Raw genomic sequence first — 15,511 nt, forward strand, 5'->3', positions numbered from 1 at the left:
AATTGTTAAATGCCCGTTAGCAATGTCTCTTATAAAATGTATGACACTACCTACATTGCTATTGGGGGTACAATATGAACAAAAAAACCTTATTATCTACTTTTACGGCGGTCGGAATGGCTGCGGTGCTGGCAATTTCGCCGGTTCAAAGTATTGATATAGAAGCAGCACCGGTTAACACTATCTCAACAACAGCGGTCGCTTCTTCGAATATTGTCGATCTTACAAGAAATGACGCTTACAAAGTACGTGATGCTTTTTATTCACTTTCTGACAACAGCGTAAACCGTATGGCTTCTGAACATTTCCAGATCATATGGGGAAAAAGCAACTCAACCAATATAAGAATTGATGAGGAATTCATCAAGGGAAATCTGACAAATCTTGAAAATATCTACGCCTTTTATACCCAGGAACTTGGTATGAAAGATATCGGCGTTTCAGGTAATTCAAAATTCAAGACTAACGTATATATTTCTAATACAGGACTTAGAGCCTTTGAAGATAACTGGGCATATATGAACACTGACAGAGAGGGCTTTGGATTCCTTTTTGTTGCACCGGGAGCAATGGTAGTATCCGATCCTAATCCAAGCTGGGTGCTTCCTCATGAGCTTGCACACGTGTTTACTTACTACCAGGGCGGAACAATCGACTATCCTTGGTATGAGTCAACAGCTAACTGGTTCAGAGATCAGTTCCTCGGAAGTGAATATTATTGCTACCATGGTAAGAAGTTTGGACCTTATTCAGATTTCTTTTCACCATATTTGATAAATGCGGATTACTATGTGCCTCATATGCTCAACTGGTATGACACATGGCCGATCTTCCTTTATATTTCAGAGAACCCTGATAACATCCAGGGACTTGGAATGGATCTTATTCATAAGATTTTGGAAAACAAGCAGAAAGATGATTCAATGTATGCAACAATCGAGAGACTTTCAGGAGTGCCTATCAAGACAATCCTCGGCGGAATGTCCAAGAGACTTGCAACTATGGATTTCAGCAGACAGAAATTCTATCTTGAGCATCTCAACAATGAGACTTTGAGAGAACCCGGAAATCGTGAGAAGATCTATACAACTCTTGAAAGAGCAGATGCACAGGGCTATCAGGCAGTTCCTGCAAACAAGGCTCCTATGCAGACCGGATTTAACGTAATCCCTCTTAATGTTGATCTTAAGAAGGGCGGAATCTCTGCAGACTTCGTTAACACATCAGGAGTACAGGGATCTGATTTCAGAGTAACATTGGTTACAAATACAGCTGACAACAAGACTCGTTATTCAGAGACTTTCAGCAGCGGAAAAGGAACAATCGCACTTCATGGCGATGAGACAGCAGCTTATCTTGTAGTTTGTGCAACACCCGACAGACTCAAGGGATATCACACAGACTGGAACTCAAAGACAACTGAGAGCGATACAAGATTTACATATAAAGTTAAGATATCAAGCGTTGACGGTACACCTACACCTGCTCAGGAAGAGAAAAAAGAAGATGCAACACCCGAACCTGAGAAGAAAGAGGATACTTCAGCGGTAACACCTGAACCTGACAAGAAGACTGATGAGACACCTTCAGAGTCAGAGAAGGTTACCGAGAACAAGGATAATGACAAAAAAGAAGATGCTAATAAGGACGATGCCAATAAAGAGAATTCAAATAAAGAAAATACAAATAAAGAGAATTCCAATAAGGACACCGGAAATAAAGAAACATCTACTGATTCTCAAAAGGTAACCGATAACAAGGATAACGCAAATAAGAATGCAACTGACAGTGCTTCAAACGGAAATACTGCCCAGCCTACAGACACATCCAATAAGAAGGACGATGTGATCAGCTCGGGAGTTTCAACCGATACAAATTATCGTGGTGATGAAAACAATAACAAGGATAATAATACATCATCCGATAATAACAACAATAATTTCAGCAATGACAGCAACAACGGCTTCGACAGTAATAACGGAAACAGTGCTACTTGGCCGTTTGGAATAACTGAGGGTAACTGCAATAACGGAACATGGCCGACAGATACATCTTGTGGTGGTGACAGTACAGGATACAAGCCTTCACCGATAGGACCCGGATATACAAACGGAAATACATGCGGCAACACTCAGGGATTTGATACAAGCACGCAGGGAACCGATACAGTAGATTTTGACTACATGTTCGAGGAAGAAGATTCCGGAAGTTCAATCTGGAAGATAATTGGAGCAATAATAAAGAGATTCTTCGGATTTTGATAAATGAATACTGGAATATGATTAAAAGACCTTATCAGGCTGGTATACAGTTTGATGAGGCCTTTTTACAAAAAAACGTTTATAATATATGTATATATCGAATATATATGTATGGCTATTTTTTTATAAAGAATGTAGTATAAAAGAAAGAGAGAGAATATAGGACTTTGCAGAAAGGGAGAAGGGATACTACATGAATGAAATGACAAGCACCCAAAAAAAGCTTAGCTGTGTTTTAAAGATAATCGTAATATTGTCTGCGTTTATCGGAACCGGTATAAGTGCTTACGGAGACAGAGATGTGTTCTTCTGCGGACTCAATATCTTTATGTATTTCACCAATCAATCAAATATTGTGATAGCGGTCATATGCGCAGTGGGCTTATACTTGATTGTGAAAAACAAAAAGATAAGCGAATTACATTACATTGTGAAGTATGTGGGAACTGTTGCCATTACACTCACAGGCGTTGTATTTATTGCGGTACTTGCGCCGGCCTCGGGACCGGAAGCATGGGATCTGCATAACGTGCTTGCGCATATTGTTGTTCCGATAGCATCGATTGCGGATTTCTTTGTTATCATTCCCGGAGTAAAGTTCAAAAAGAAGGATGTCCTTTATGTTATAATTCCGCCGCTTTTATATGTGATATATGCCGGAATAGGCTACGTCAGAGGCTGGGATTTTTATGCGGGAAATACCTATCCGTACTTTTTCCTTAATTGGGGAAGCCCCGCCGGAGCGTTTGGATTTATAAAAGAGTCACCTTTTATGGGATGTGTATGGTGGATATTGGCATTGCTTATTTTCCTTATCATCATGGGATATGTGTATCTGGTGATAGTGGATCATATGGGAAAAAAGAGTAAGTAATCCTAAATTATTAAACAAAATAGCCGATATATTAGATAGCAATGGAAATGCGTGTCTTTTCAACGGATTGACGATTCTTTTGAAAGGGCACGTTTTTTCATTCTATAAACTAATCAGGAGGTGTATGAGTATATGGGAATTGATGCGGTGGTTTGCGGTTACAACAATAATACTTCAGGTTCGGCTACGGGGAAAAAAGGTTTAAGAAAGCTTAATGCTACCGGCGAAAGCTTTGAAATAAAGCCGTTTTCAGCGAATGATAAGAAATGTCCGTATAGCATTCTTGCGAAAGATGGAGTCATACATTATAACGGGGTAACTTTTGGATGTGATTATACACAGAATGCCATAACACTCGGAGATATGTCTGAAAAGGATAAAATCCTTAGAATTGCTCTTCCAAGTGGTGGCAGTCTTCATTTGAATGTAGATAATATTGATTCTCTGTCAAAGGCAGCAGATATGTTTACACCTGAGGACCTCAATGCAATCATGCGTGCAATTCACGAGTACAATCACTGTACGAGAAAGCGCCATGAGATTGAGGAAGAGAAAGCAAAACCGATAGATGAAGTGGCTGAAGAAAATGAGTCTCCTGATGCGGAGAAAAAGTCTGAGATAGAGGAGAAAGCTCTTATATCACAGTTGAATGCATACCACTTGGAACAGTACCATAAGCTTATCCTTAATTAAGCGGTTACTATCATAAGAGAGAAATAGCCTGTTTTATCAGGAATCATATCAACGCCGTAATAAATAATCTCATTTTGCATGCCGCAGTTTTCAATGAGATACGCAGTTTTTCCGTCATGTCGTATCGCGGATTTCAACTCTTTTAGTTTACTGCCGGCTTTCATGATTATAAGCGTTCCGTCAAAAGGCTTGTATTCGCCGGCTGTGATCATTACAGCTTCATCACCTTCGGCAATTGATAATCCAATTTTGGCGGCCGCGGCGCAAAAAGAAGGAATTCCGGTTATAATTTCGATGTTATAACCGGATTTTTTTACCGCATCGGAAATGTAGGAAAATGTCGAATAAAAACCGGGATCGCCTAAAGTAAGAAATGCTACGCTCTTGCCGAATCTTAGTTCTGCAATGATCTTCTCTGCAGCACTATTATGCGCATCCGTCAGGTTTTCTTTTTGCATCGGAAAATTAAGAGAAAGCGTTTTTTTCGATGCTATAATGGGGCAGGCTTGCAAGGCTATTGTATATGCGATTCCCGGTTCATTATCTTTTGCAGGACAAGCAATCACATCTACTTTTTCTAATGTCTTAACAGCCTTTAATGTAAGCAGATCCGGATCTCCTGGGCCAACGCCTATTGCATATAACACTTCGCTCATCATAAACTCCTTTGCACTTTTATTAAAAAACAATTCGTTTTGCCATAAGCTACGATATATTATAATAAAGCATGGATTTATTACAATCAGTGCTTATTAAATTCGATTATATAAGGAACAGAGGAAAGATAAAATGAAAGAGGCATATTTTGCGGGCGGATGTTTTTGGTGCGTTACGCCGATTTACAAGATGTACGGAGTTGACAAGGTAATCTGTGGCTATGCGGGTGGAAGTGAAGAAAATCCAACGTATGAACAGGTAAAGCATCAGCAGACAGGTCATAGAGAAACAATCAAGCTTGTCTACGATCCTGAGAAAGTTTCGTTTGAAAAGTTGTTGGATATTTATTTTGCCAACGTTGATCCGTTCGACTCCGAAGGCCAGTTTATTGATAAAGGTTTTTCATATACTCTTGCGATTTTCTATAACGATGAAGATGAAAAGAATCTGGCAAGTATTAAACTCAAAGAGATTGAAAAGAACGCAGGTAAAGAGACGCATGTAGCTCTTTTGCCCTACAAGAATTTCTACGAGGCGGAAGAGTATCATCAGGATTACTATCTGAAGAACCCTGAGGCTTTTGAGAAAGAGCTTATAGAGTCCGGAAGGAAAAAAGCTGATTAAAACAGCATGAGGGGGATATATATGCGCATAGGAGTATTGTCTGACACGCATGGACTTCTGAGGCAGGAAGTGATAGAAGGATTAAGCGGTGTGGACCACATAATTCATGCAGGAGATATAGATGACAGAAGCGTGATCGAGAGACTTGAGGAGATTGCGCCTGTAACGGTCGTTAGAGGGAATGCTGATAAAGAGTGGGCAAAAGATATTCCTGAGAGTGCTACGCTGGATTGTCTCGGTAATAAGATATTTGTGATTCACAACAAGGGTAAGATAACTGAGCTTCCGGCAGATGTTTCTATAGTTATATACGGACACAGTCACAAATATAGCCTTGCCAATAAGGATGGCGTAGTCTGGTTTAACCCCGGATGCTGTGGAAAGCGCAGACTAGGACAAGAAATATCGTATGCGATTCTTGAGGTGAATGGGCGTGAGGATTTTGAATTTAAGAAGATGGTTATTGCGACTTCGGGATCAACCACAGAATCCAAACTTCCCAAGAACATCGATAGGATTATTTCCAGAGCAATGTCCATGACTGATAGCGGAAAGTCCTATCAGGAAATCGCAAAGAAACTTAAAATATCTGAAGAACTCGCAGAGAGTATCTGTCGAATGTACCTCACACATCCTGGAGTTGATGTGGCGGGAATCTTGCAGAGGATTTCATAACGTCCCGTGTTTATGCTATAGTAGACGCAATATGTAAACAATTTTTCGTAAAGCGCAGGTAGATTATGGGACGAATGGATAACAAACTCGCAATAGTAACCGGGGCAAATTCCGGTATGGGAATGGCTACGGTGGAGGCACTAAGTGACGAAGGGGCAAAGGTAATAATGCTGTGCAGGAGTGAAAAACGCGGCAAAGAAGCACTTCAGAAATTGAGCGAAAAAAATGACAGACAGCTTGAACTCATGCTCTGCAATCTTGGGGATTATGATTCAATTCGTTCTTTTGTTTCCCAGGTAAAAGAAAAATATAAGAAGATAGACGTACTTGTAAATAATGCAGGTTTTATTTCTTTGGACAGACAAGAAACGAAGGAAGGGCTTGAGAGACAGTTTGGAATCAATCATATAGGTCATTTTCTTCTCACTACAGAGCTTATAAGTATGATGGACAAAGGCTCAAGAATAGTCAATGTCGCATCCGGAGCACACAAGACTGGAAAGATACATTTTGATGATATAAACCTGACAAAGGGGTATAACGTCATAAAGGGGTATTCCCAGAGCAAGCTCGCAAATGTTCTTTTTACAAGGGAACTTGCACGAAGGCTCAAAGACAAAGGGATTATGGTCAACTGCTGTCATCCCGGCGCAGTTGCGACCAACATTGGTATAGACAGAGAGACAGGATTTGGAAAAACAATAACAGGTCTTTTGAAGCCTTTTTTCCAAACACCTGCCGAAGGCGCGAGAACAGCCATTTTCCTTTCAACTGATGATTCGGTAAAAGATATTACCGGAGAATATTTTTACAGATGCAAGATTGCTAACTCATCGCGAAGATCGAAAGATATGAACCTTGCCAAAAAACTTTACGAATTTAGCGAAAAGCTTGTAAATGCCTAAGCCGGCATAATTACATAGACATCATAGAAAAACGGAGGCATATTATGAAAAGGGAATTTGTTGCAAAAGTTATGGCATGGGGAGTGGCAGTAAGCATGCTGTGGAATCCGGTGGCTGTATTCGCGGCGGAATTTGATGAAGGATTCGAAGAAAATTATGTGGAGGAATTTGAAGACGAAGAATACGTAGAAGTCAGTGATCAGACAGTTATTGAAGAGCAGGATGATGAGGCTTTCGTAGAAAGCATTGGCATGACTGACGAAGAATTGTTGGATTTATATAATGACTATGTTGAAAGCAATAGTAGTAGCAATACCGGGCTTAAAAAACGTTCTTTCATGGTTTTGGAAGAGGATAATTCTGCTAAGCTACTTAATGGATTCGTAGAATATGCTGCAATGAACGGCATTATTCGAAATAATGCAGCTCAGAAGGATTCTTTGAAAGTATCTTTGATAAGAGCGCAGTTTAAGGCTGTTGTTGCTTTAAGCAAAGGCGTAGGATATAGTACAGCTTCAGCGCTACTAGATCATTCGCTTCAGAATAAACCGTCAAATCTGGCATATTCGCCTAATTCAAAGTTTGCGGCACAGATAGCTGAATCCCGTGAATGCGAAGCTATCGTGGGCGATTTTAAGAAACAGGTTGAAGGACTTGATATAACAGAAAAAATCATAACAGGAAGTACAACATTAAACAGTACAACAGACTTACATCTTTCTTATAACAAGGTCAGCTATAAAGTTGCAGGAAAAAAAGTGGATGGACAGTGGAAGCTGGCAATAACATTTTTTGACAGGTACGATTTTGAAGTACAGGCTTGGAAGAATACAATGACGAGTAGCGATATTGTTAAGATAGTGAATAACTACGCTGCGTATGCGCAGGAGAACGGTGCTATTGTACCTTATGACATAAAGATTACCGTGGAAAAATCTTTTTGATGTTAGATGATGAAAAGGTCTTGGGAGTGCAACTCTCAAGGCCTTATTTTAGATAAATTGTTTGTAGGCAATATTGGATAATTGAAAAATAGCCAATTTATGATATAATATAATTAGCCAAAATAAAGGAGGTTCTTTATATGGTAGAAGCAATGGCAACTGCTACAGAAATGAAAAATCAGTTTGGAAAATACCTTCAGATGGTTATAAATGGAAATGAAGTTATCATAACTAAAAATGGTCAGGAAGTAGGTAGATTTATTCCTAAAGCAAAAACCGTATCATACCTTACAGATTCTCTTACAGGTATATTAAAAGGGAATTATGACTATGATGCTAGAGAGGATGCTTTAAAAGAAAAATATGAGATTACTGATTGATGCAAATATAATCCTTGATGTTCTTCAAAAAAGAGAACCACATTATAGATATTCAGCACTTATTTGGAAGTTATGCGAGACGGGAAAAGCTATCGGCTATGTTTCTGTTCTTACGTTTATGAATATGATGTATATCATGCGAAAGGAATTATCTCCTGAAAAAATCGAAGATGTATACAAAGCGCTTTCTTTGATATTTACCTTTGAAAAGCTTACTGCTGAAGATGTGAAAAATGCTCTTGAGATGAAATTAAAAGATTTTGAAGATGCTGTTCAAATACAGACTGCCAAAAGAGTAGAAGCAGATTTCATTATTACAAGGAATGTCAAAGATTTTATAAAGAGTCCTATACCGGCATATAGTCCGGAGGAATTGCTGAATCGGATAGAATTAGATTAAGAAAAGGCGAAAGATATTGAAGAGGATAAACTAAATGAATAATAATGATGAGATGACGGATAAACAACTTGTTGTCAATCTGATTGAAAATTACATGAATCTTATGAGAATTAAAAATGCTGATGATAAGGATAAAGAGATAAATTTTCAGTTATGCGAATTAAAAGCGAAACTGAAAATTTTAGGAATCAGTAATGAAAATCTGATTATCAAATAAAATAATTCGTTTTGAGGGGCTGACTTGAGGGTCAGACCCTTTTAGGTTTGCGCGCCATGGACGCGGGTTTCTAATGTTTGACATTTTAAGTTGTATGCAATATAATTTTGCAAAAGCACAAGCGGAATAAATGTTACAGATAAAGAGGTATGCGTCATGAATACAATTACACACGAAAAGAAGAGACTAAGTTATATATTGAAGATCATAGTGATTGTATCTGCATTTGTAGGCACATCTATAAGTGCTTACGGGGATGGAAGTTCTTTTATGAGCGGTGTGCAGACCTTTATGTATTTTACGACTCAGTCAAACATTGCGATAGCTATTATATGTGCGGTCGGTTGTTACAAGCTGGTGCATGGAAAAGATATCGGTAATGTACATTACGTTATCAAATATGTGGGTACGGTTGCAATAACGCTTACAGGAGTTGTCTTTTGCTTTGTGCTTGCACCTACACTGGGAGAGAAAGCATGGAATGTACACAATGTGCTCACGCACGTTGTTGTTCCGATAGCTTCAATCGCAGACTTTTTTGTAATTGCACCCGGTGCCGGAATCAAAAAGAAAAATGTCATCTATGTTATCATTCCTCCGCTGCTTTACGCTATATATGCGGGGATTGGATATGTCAACGGATGGGAGTTTGCCAAAGGTTACAACTACCCGTACTTTTTCCTGAACTGGGGAAGCCCTGCCGGAGCATTCGGATTTACCGATGAGCTGCCGTTTATGGGAAGCGCATGGTGGATAATGGCACTATTTATATTCCTGCTTATTGTTGGATATTGTTATCTGGTAATTGCAGAGAAGATTGAAAAAAATAATAGTTCAAACAAGTAAAAGGAAAGGCGCCTGCAATTAGTGGGTGTAAAGGTAAAAAAATGGAATACAGATTTACAAATGAAAATTTTGATACAGAAGTTATGAACAGTGAAGTACCGGTACTTATCGATTTCTATGCGGATTGGTGCGGACCTTGCAAGATGATGGGACCTGTAGTTGAGGAACTTGCAAAAGAGTATGACGGCAAGGTGAAAGTAGGTAAGATTAATGTAGATGAGCAGCCTGAGCTTGCGCAGAAATACGGAGTTATGAGCATTCCGTACTTTGCATTCATCAAGAACGGCGAGCTTGTTTCTGATGAGATGGGTGCCGTTCCCAAGGACAGACTTGCGGCTAAATTACAGGAAATGCTATAAGTACTCGGCAAAATATGATATAGTAATGGATAAAAAAATTTGACGGAGGCAGCTTATGACATTTGAGGAAATATCCATTAAGGACAAACTTGGAAGAACTGTAATACTTAGAAGTGCAACAACGGATGATGCGGAGGACCTTATAAAGTACATGAAGGTCACTTCGGGAGAGACACCTTATCTTATAAGAGAGCCGGAAGAGGTTACTCTTACCAAGGAGGATGAGGAGAATTTCCTCAAATCGAAGATGTCTAATGAGCGAGAGCTTATGCTCGTTGCAACAATAGATGGTAAACACGTGGGAAACTGTTCGCTTATGAGCCTTGCTTCATATAAAAGATACAGCCACAGATGCGATATTGCCATAGCTTTATATAAGGAATACTGCGGATGCGGAATCGGTAAAGCAATGCTTGAGACCGTTCTTGATGTAGCAAAAAAGATTGGTTATGAGCAGGCGGAACTTGAAGTCATAGCCGGCAACAAAGCAGCTTATGCTTTATATGAGAAGCTTGGATTCAAGAAATACGGCACATTTCCTGACAGCATGAAATATTCTGACGGCACATATGCAGATGCATACTGGATGATGAAAAAGCTCTGATCGGTAGTCTAAACAGATAACTACAAAAAATAAGTTGATATGTGGACAAAAAATGAAAGGTATATCGGTAGTATTCGTAATAAAATCTTTGTAATTGGCGATAACTCAGCACTTTGCGAAGGAGAATAGCGTGGAAAACTACAACAGATTATCGGATGCAAATATCATCACAGCGAAATACATGGATTCCATATTAATAGAATCCAGATATATCGATTCGGTTAAAGCAAACACAGAGACAGAGCTCTTTGGTGATAAGTTTTCAATGCCGGTTATGACGCCTGCTTTTTCACATCTGGGCAACTATAACGGCCGCGAGAAGACAGGACTTGAAGAATACTCAGAGGCTGCAAAAGAGCTTAATATTCTCAATTTCTGCGGCATGATGGAGAACGATCTTTTCAAAAAGATTGCAGATACAGGCGCCAAGACCGTAAGGATAGTAAAGCCTTACGCCGACAACGGCAAAGTCAAAGATCAGATGCAGTATGCAGAATCTGTCGGAGCCTTTGGAATAGGAATGGATATCGACCATATATTTGGAGAAAACGGCTATGATGTTGTAATGGGCGAAGACATGACATTTCAGACCGAAGACATGCTCCGTTCTTATGTGGAACTTACCAAGCTTCCCTTTATCGTAAAAGGCGTGCTGAGTGTGGCGGATGCCAAGAAGTGCGCGGAGATAGGAGCAAAGGCAATCATAATAAGTCATCATCACGGACGAGTTCCCTACGCGGTTCCACCCATGATGGTACTTCCTGAGATAAAAGATGTTCTGGAAGGAACGGGAGTTAAGATAATAGTCGACTGCGGAATAGCTTCGGGTGCAGATGTATTTAAGGCAATTGCGCTTGGTGCAGACGCTGCGGCTGTTGGCAGATCAATGCTTCCGTCTCTTGAAAGTGAAGGAAAAGATGGTGTGAAGAAATTCATCACCGGAGTTGGAAATGAACTTAGATATATCATGAGTTCAACCGGATTTGAGACTGTTTCAGATATCGACAGCTCCGTTCTTTACGAGCTCTGATGCTCAGAAAGGCACAAACATGAGACTTGGCACATCATCACCTCTTTCATATGACTCTGCCGAGAACTGGGCTAAGACACAAGTTGACCTTGGCTGCAGGACAGTTGTTTTTCCTGTGCAGAGTAATGAACCTGAGAAAAAGATAATTGAATATAAGGAAGCAGCCGACAAAGCAGGACTTTCCATAGCAGAGGTCGGAGTCTGGAGAAATGCTCTTTCGCAGGATCCCGACGAAAGAAAGCAAAACATGGACTACTGCGTTGAACAGCTTAGACTCGCAGATTTCGTGGGCGCAAGGTGCTGCGTTAACGTGGCGGGTGCTTTCGGTCCCAAATGGGACGGCCCTTACAAGGAGAATTTTTCTGATGAAGCAAGGAAAAAGACTATCCAAATGGTGAGGGATATAATCGACAGAGCAGATGTAAAGAATACTTTTTTTACCCTCGAACCTATGCCGTGGATGATTCCTACAAGCCCCAAGGACTATTCAAGACTTCTTGAAGAAGTAGACAGAGACAGGTTTGCGGTTCATATGGATATCATAAATATGACAAGTTCGATTGAGCGCTATTTTAAGGCGGAAGAGTTTGTTGACGAGTGTGCGGAAATACTTGGAGACAAAATACGAAGCTGTCATATAAAAGATGTACATCTAAGCACGGAGTATACAACAAGACTTATCGAATGTGCTCCCGGTTGCGGCGAGTTTCCGCTTAGATACTATGTATCCAAAATGGATGCCTTAGACAAGGACATGCCTGTAATACTTGAGCACCTCAGCACAGACGAAGAATACTACAAATACATGGACTACCTTAAGACAATCCTTGATGGTATCTGAAAAAAATATATGTTGAAAGTCGCACCAAAAATGAATATAATGTTTCATAAAGGTTAATATTTTTGTATGTAAAATCGATAAAAAGTGCGATGGCAGGCAGAAAATTTAAGACTTTAAGAGTCACTTTTTTAGTATTTTTAGGAAAGTGGCTCTTTTTTTGTGCGCTATTATTGGGAGATAAGGAATGGACAAAAGACTTGCAGGGAAGATACGGCGATATCCTGATGAGATAGCTAAGATACAGGACTCACTTCAGGATATATTGAACAAGATATCCGGATGTACAGAATCGGGCGATGATATGCAGTTAAGACTGCTTGTGCCGAGACTTCGGTATCTGAAATCCATGATAGAGGTTCTAAAGGGCGACATGAACGATACTTTATCAGGGATTGATGAATCGGACAGTGTGACGAAGCAGGTGATAATGCAGCAGATATTGCTACTGGATGGCTTGCACGGACAGCTTTCGGGAATCGCGGATACTATAAGCGTATCGCTTAAGGCGCTTGATGAATCAGGTAAACAGGTACTTATGGCAGAAATAATGAAGAGGTGCAGCGACCTACAAGCTGCAGCTAAGGAGCTTACATGAATAAAGATGTTTTACTGGATAAATTTAAAAAGAATGTAGTTAGATTTGGCATCGGAGCGACTATTTTTGTTGTCGCACTTATTTTGAAGATAGTAGTCGGAATCTTTACGGATATACTTGTTGTCTATGCCGGAATACGTCTTTTCGGAGTGCTTTCGGCACTTACAACTATTCTTTTGTTAGTGGGAATTGCAGCATGCGCGGGTACTCTGGCTATACTCCTTATATCGCGCGCTGAACTTAGGAAGCAGGAAGTAATCGAATCGGCTGATTCAAATGCGGGTCCTGTTTTGAAAGTAAAGGGAAAGCTTGATCCCGTCCAGATCAGAAACAGTCTGATCACGGAAGGTGATAAGTGGCTGAGCGTCGTTTCACCGGCCAATCCGAAGGAAGCAGCGGAGATGGACGTTGCTCTTAAGAGTGTAAAAGAGACTATGGCGCAGATGGATGATTACCAGCTCAGGCTAAAAAATCTTTTGGACAGCAACGGTGCGGATGCACTTAGGGACACAGAGGAAGTGCTTGATGGCGTTGAGCAGCATATTTGCAGAAATGTCAGAAAGCTTCTTAATATTATGACGGTTTCAAGCCCGAATACACAGAACGATCTTGATGTTGTTGAACTTACAGCTAAGAATTGTGCAGACGATAACAACAGACTTTTACAGACTACAAAGGAGTTTATTGTTGCGGTAACTGAATTCCTCAACTCGCAGGGAGACAGCGGAAGTGGCATAAACGAGGTTGAAGTATATAAGAATGCTCTTACTACGCAGATAGAAGAGGGAGGAATTTATTCATGAAAAAGAAAGTTTTATCAATGTTGCTTGCCACTGCAATGGTTACAACATCGCTTGTTGGATGTAGCAATGGTCACAATGATGGTGTTGTGAGCAAACTCACCGAGGACGAGGCCAAAAAGGAACTGAAGTCTCTTATGACACAGGTTTCTGTTCAGACCAATTCAAATCCTATTCTGGATATCTACGCTGAGGATGTTTCTGAAGCTGACACTCTTGCAGATATCGATACTTTTCCTATCACCGTTACAGGTAACGGACAGATCAATATCGAGATTGCCGCTGCAACAGAGCTTTCAGCTGATGCTCCCGATAACTGGATAAATGAAGTTGCCGAGAAGTTTAATAAGGCTGGCTATGAGATAGATGGCAACAGCGTTTCTGTATCGGTTCGTAAGATCACATCAGGTGAAGGTGTAACATATATAACAGCAGGTGGTTATCAGCCTGACGTATTCATTCCCAGTAATGCCGCATGGGGCATGATGCTTGATGCTTCGGGATGCAGGACTGAGACAATTGCCGATCGTATAGCAGGCAATACAGCAGGTATTCTTATTAAAAAAGATGTTTATGACACATATAAGGAAAAGTACGGCGATGTTACCGTAGGAAATGTTCTTGCGGCAGCTAACGCAGGTGATATTACTTTTGCATATACCAATCCTTACACATCATCAACAGGACTTAACGTTCTTTGTGCGATGCTTGCGTCATTTGATGCTTCAAACCCTCTTTCAGATACCGCTACAAACGCACTTATGGAGTATCAGAAGAAGTCTCCTCCGGTTGCATACACAACAGCGGTTCTCAGAAACCAGGCTGCAAAAGGCATCATAAATGCAATGGTAATGGAGAGACAGGCTTATTCAAACACTCCTGAGCTCAAGAATTATATTTACACTCCTGTAGGAATAAGACATGATCACCCCGTATATACCTTTGAGTGGACTAATGATCAGGAAAAGGCAGCAGCAAATATGTTTGTTGAGTTCTGCAAGAGCCCTGATATGCAGAAGCTCGCTACTGATAAGGGATTCAATCAGGATGATGATTATGCCGCTCAGGACACAGGAATGTCAGGAGCTGATTACATCGCTGCACAGAAAGTTTGGAAGCAGAATAAAAACGGTGGTAAGCCTATCGTAGCTGTATTCGTTGCAGATGTATCCGGATCAATGGACGGTGAGCCTCTTAATTCACTTAAGCAGTCACTTATAAGCTCATCTTCATATATAAGTTCAGATCATCACATCGGACTTGTAAGCTATTCAAACGGAGTATCTGTAAACCTTCCTATTGCTCAGTTTGATTCAACGCAGAGAGCATACTTCTCAGGTGAGGTAAAAAATCTTTCTGCAGGCGGCGGAACTGCAACATACGACGCAGTTCTTACAGGTATGCAGATGCTCGAAGATTATAAGGAGCAGGTTCCCGATGCAAAGCTTATGCTGTTTGTTCTTACAGACGGTGACCAGAATACGGGATATTCATTGGAGCGTATCACGGATGTTGTCGGAGGACTTAAGATTCCTGTTTACAGCATTGCATACAACTATGACAATGTAAAAGATCTTGAGACACTTTCCGGTATCAACGAAGCGGCTCAGATCAAAGCTAACAGTGATGACGTTGTAAACCAGCTCAGAAACCTGTTTAATGTAAATCTGTAATACTGTAATAATGAGTTTTTATGATAAAACAATAATGTAATTATGTAATAATGAGGACTGTCGCCCATGGATTCAGTGGATTCGGGCGACAGTTTTTTTGTTCAATTTTGTTGAAAAAAATTTATATTTTTTA

The 15,511-nt window shown here is 40.3% G+C and carries 19 protein-coding genes; 18 read left to right on the forward strand and 1 reads right to left on the reverse strand.

Annotated features, from left to right (window positions below; all coding sequences use genetic code 11):
- Nucleotides 1-74 precede the first annotated feature (74 nt).
- The 3 genes from BM398_RS06060 to BM398_RS06070 all read left to right on the forward strand — a co-directional run bounded on the left by BM398_RS06060 (nucleotide 75) and on the right by BM398_RS06070 (nucleotide 3,828).
- A complete protein-coding gene (locus tag BM398_RS06060) occupies nucleotides 75-2,261 on the forward strand; it encodes a DUF6055 domain-containing protein (RefSeq protein ID WP_092336874.1) in 2,187 nt (728 codons plus the stop codon).
- Nucleotides 2,262-2,454: 193 nt separating this feature from the next.
- Complete coding sequence (locus tag BM398_RS06065; protein ID WP_092336875.1) at nucleotides 2,455-3,135, forward strand: Pr6Pr family membrane protein; 681 nt, start codon at nucleotides 2,455-2,457, stop codon at nucleotides 3,133-3,135.
- Between the two features lie 132 nt (nucleotides 3,136-3,267).
- Nucleotides 3,268-3,828 carry a hypothetical protein gene (locus BM398_RS06070; protein ID WP_092336876.1) on the forward strand — a complete coding sequence of 187 codons (561 nt, stop codon included), beginning with the start codon at nucleotides 3,268-3,270 and terminating at the stop codon, nucleotides 3,826-3,828.
- On the opposite strand, the gene cobI is transcribed toward BM398_RS06070, so the two are convergent.
- Nucleotides 3,825-4,484 carry a precorrin-2 C(20)-methyltransferase gene (cobI, locus tag BM398_RS06075; RefSeq protein ID WP_175531861.1) on the reverse strand — a complete coding sequence of 220 codons (660 nt, stop codon included), beginning with the start codon at nucleotides 4,482-4,484 and terminating at the stop codon, nucleotides 3,825-3,827. The two genes, BM398_RS06070 and cobI, sit on opposite strands and share 4 nt — an antisense overlap.
- Before the next feature lie 133 nt (nucleotides 4,485-4,617).
- On the opposite strand from cobI, the gene msrA reads away from it, so the two are divergent.
- The 15 genes from msrA (at nucleotide 4,618) to BM398_RS06150 (ending at nucleotide 15,378) form a co-directional block, all read left to right on the forward strand.
- Nucleotides 4,618-5,109, forward strand: coding sequence for a peptide-methionine (S)-S-oxide reductase MsrA (gene msrA / locus BM398_RS06080; protein WP_092336878.1), 492 nt, complete (start codon nucleotides 4,618-4,620; stop codon nucleotides 5,107-5,109).
- Nucleotides 5,110-5,130: 21 nt separating this feature from the next.
- Nucleotides 5,131-5,784: a metallophosphoesterase family protein gene (locus tag BM398_RS06085; protein ID WP_092336879.1), complete on the forward strand. Its 654-nt coding sequence runs from the start codon at nucleotides 5,131-5,133 to the stop codon at nucleotides 5,782-5,784.
- 65 nt (nucleotides 5,785-5,849) lie between these two features.
- Nucleotides 5,850-6,689, forward strand: coding sequence for an SDR family oxidoreductase (locus BM398_RS06090; protein ID WP_242949766.1), 840 nt, complete (start codon nucleotides 5,850-5,852; stop codon nucleotides 6,687-6,689).
- 44 nt (nucleotides 6,690-6,733) lie between these two features.
- Nucleotides 6,734-7,633: a hypothetical protein gene (locus BM398_RS06095; protein WP_092336880.1), complete on the forward strand. Its 900-nt coding sequence runs from the start codon at nucleotides 6,734-6,736 to the stop codon at nucleotides 7,631-7,633.
- Nucleotides 7,634-7,773: 140 nt separating this feature from the next.
- Nucleotides 7,774-8,013 carry a type II toxin-antitoxin system Phd/YefM family antitoxin gene (locus tag BM398_RS06100; RefSeq protein WP_092336881.1) on the forward strand — a complete coding sequence of 80 codons (240 nt, stop codon included), beginning with the start codon at nucleotides 7,774-7,776 and terminating at the stop codon, nucleotides 8,011-8,013.
- Nucleotides 7,997-8,413: a type II toxin-antitoxin system VapC family toxin gene (locus BM398_RS06105; RefSeq protein ID WP_092336882.1), complete on the forward strand. Its 417-nt coding sequence runs from the start codon at nucleotides 7,997-7,999 to the stop codon at nucleotides 8,411-8,413. Before BM398_RS06100 ends, BM398_RS06105 begins: the two co-directional genes overlap by 17 nt.
- Before the next feature lie 34 nt (nucleotides 8,414-8,447).
- Nucleotides 8,448-8,630, forward strand: coding sequence for a hypothetical protein (locus BM398_RS06110; protein ID WP_092336883.1), 183 nt, complete (start codon nucleotides 8,448-8,450; stop codon nucleotides 8,628-8,630).
- Between the two features lie 156 nt (nucleotides 8,631-8,786).
- Nucleotides 8,787-9,476: a Pr6Pr family membrane protein gene (locus tag BM398_RS06115; RefSeq protein ID WP_092336884.1), complete on the forward strand. Its 690-nt coding sequence runs from the start codon at nucleotides 8,787-8,789 to the stop codon at nucleotides 9,474-9,476.
- Nucleotides 9,477-9,517: 41 nt separating this feature from the next.
- Nucleotides 9,518-9,835 (forward strand): thioredoxin, encoded by a 318-nt coding sequence (gene trxA / locus BM398_RS06120; protein WP_092336885.1) that lies wholly within the window; start codon nucleotides 9,518-9,520, stop codon nucleotides 9,833-9,835.
- Nucleotides 9,836-9,890: 55 nt separating this feature from the next.
- The gene (locus BM398_RS06125; RefSeq protein WP_092336886.1) at nucleotides 9,891-10,439 is read left to right on the forward strand and encodes a GNAT family N-acetyltransferase; all 549 of its coding nucleotides are present in this window, start codon (nucleotides 9,891-9,893) and stop codon (nucleotides 10,437-10,439) included.
- Nucleotides 10,440-10,569: 130 nt separating this feature from the next.
- On the forward strand, nucleotides 10,570-11,469 hold the full coding sequence (locus BM398_RS06130; RefSeq protein WP_092336887.1) for an alpha-hydroxy-acid oxidizing protein: 900 nt from the start codon (nucleotides 10,570-10,572) through the stop codon (nucleotides 11,467-11,469).
- A 19-nt stretch (nucleotides 11,470-11,488) separates the two neighbouring features.
- Complete coding sequence (locus tag BM398_RS06135) at nucleotides 11,489-12,310, forward strand: sugar phosphate isomerase/epimerase family protein (protein ID WP_092336888.1); 822 nt, start codon at nucleotides 11,489-11,491, stop codon at nucleotides 12,308-12,310.
- Nucleotides 12,311-12,494: 184 nt separating this feature from the next.
- A complete protein-coding gene (locus tag BM398_RS06140; RefSeq protein WP_092336889.1) occupies nucleotides 12,495-12,905 on the forward strand; it encodes a hypothetical protein in 411 nt (136 codons plus the stop codon).
- Entirely contained in the window at nucleotides 12,902-13,708 is an 807-nt protein-coding gene (locus tag BM398_RS06145) for a hypothetical protein (protein ID WP_092336890.1), read from the forward strand. The genes BM398_RS06140 and BM398_RS06145 overlap by 4 nt, the downstream gene beginning before the upstream one ends.
- Nucleotides 13,705-15,378, forward strand: coding sequence for a vWA domain-containing protein (locus tag BM398_RS06150; RefSeq protein ID WP_092336891.1), 1,674 nt, complete (start codon nucleotides 13,705-13,707; stop codon nucleotides 15,376-15,378). The genes BM398_RS06145 and BM398_RS06150 overlap by 4 nt, the downstream gene beginning before the upstream one ends.
- Nucleotides 15,379-15,511 lie beyond the last annotated feature (133 nt).

This window comes from Butyrivibrio sp. M55 (assembly GCF_900116865.1).
GTDB lineage: Bacteria > Bacillota > Clostridia > Lachnospirales > Lachnospiraceae > Butyrivibrio.

Excerpts from the sequence above, each read along its gene's own strand:
- BM398_RS06060 (WP_092336874.1), top strand. The coding sequence starts at position 75 with ATGAACAAAAAAACCTTATTATCTACTTTTACGGCGGTCGGAATGGCT.
- BM398_RS06065 (WP_092336875.1), top strand. The coding sequence starts at position 2,455 with ATGAATGAAATGACAAGCACCCAAAAAAAGCTTAGCTGTGTTTTAAAG.
- BM398_RS06070 (WP_092336876.1), top strand. The coding sequence starts at position 3,268 with ATGGGAATTGATGCGGTGGTTTGCGGTTACAACAATAATACTTCAGGT.
- cobI (WP_175531861.1), bottom strand. The coding sequence starts at position 4,484 with ATGAGCGAAGTGTTATATGCAATAGGCGTTGGCCCAGGAGATCCGGAT.
- msrA (WP_092336878.1), top strand. The coding sequence starts at position 4,618 with ATGAAAGAGGCATATTTTGCGGGCGGATGTTTTTGGTGCGTTACGCCG.
- BM398_RS06085 (WP_092336879.1), top strand. The coding sequence starts at position 5,131 with ATGCGCATAGGAGTATTGTCTGACACGCATGGACTTCTGAGGCAGGAA.
- BM398_RS06090 (WP_242949766.1), top strand. The coding sequence starts at position 5,850 with ATGGGACGAATGGATAACAAACTCGCAATAGTAACCGGGGCAAATTCC.
- BM398_RS06095 (WP_092336880.1), top strand. The coding sequence starts at position 6,734 with ATGAAAAGGGAATTTGTTGCAAAAGTTATGGCATGGGGAGTGGCAGTA.
- BM398_RS06100 (WP_092336881.1), top strand. The coding sequence starts at position 7,774 with ATGGTAGAAGCAATGGCAACTGCTACAGAAATGAAAAATCAGTTTGGA.
- BM398_RS06105 (WP_092336882.1), top strand. The coding sequence starts at position 7,997 with ATGAGATTACTGATTGATGCAAATATAATCCTTGATGTTCTTCAAAAA.
- BM398_RS06110 (WP_092336883.1), top strand. The coding sequence starts at position 8,448 with ATGAATAATAATGATGAGATGACGGATAAACAACTTGTTGTCAATCTG.
- BM398_RS06115 (WP_092336884.1), top strand. The coding sequence starts at position 8,787 with ATGAATACAATTACACACGAAAAGAAGAGACTAAGTTATATATTGAAG.
- trxA (WP_092336885.1), top strand. The coding sequence starts at position 9,518 with ATGGAATACAGATTTACAAATGAAAATTTTGATACAGAAGTTATGAAC.
- BM398_RS06125 (WP_092336886.1), top strand. The coding sequence starts at position 9,891 with ATGACATTTGAGGAAATATCCATTAAGGACAAACTTGGAAGAACTGTA.
- BM398_RS06135 (WP_092336888.1), top strand. The coding sequence starts at position 11,489 with ATGAGACTTGGCACATCATCACCTCTTTCATATGACTCTGCCGAGAAC.
- BM398_RS06140 (WP_092336889.1), top strand. The coding sequence starts at position 12,495 with ATGGACAAAAGACTTGCAGGGAAGATACGGCGATATCCTGATGAGATA.
- BM398_RS06145 (WP_092336890.1), top strand. The coding sequence starts at position 12,902 with ATGAATAAAGATGTTTTACTGGATAAATTTAAAAAGAATGTAGTTAGA.
- BM398_RS06150 (WP_092336891.1), top strand. The coding sequence starts at position 13,705 with ATGAAAAAGAAAGTTTTATCAATGTTGCTTGCCACTGCAATGGTTACA.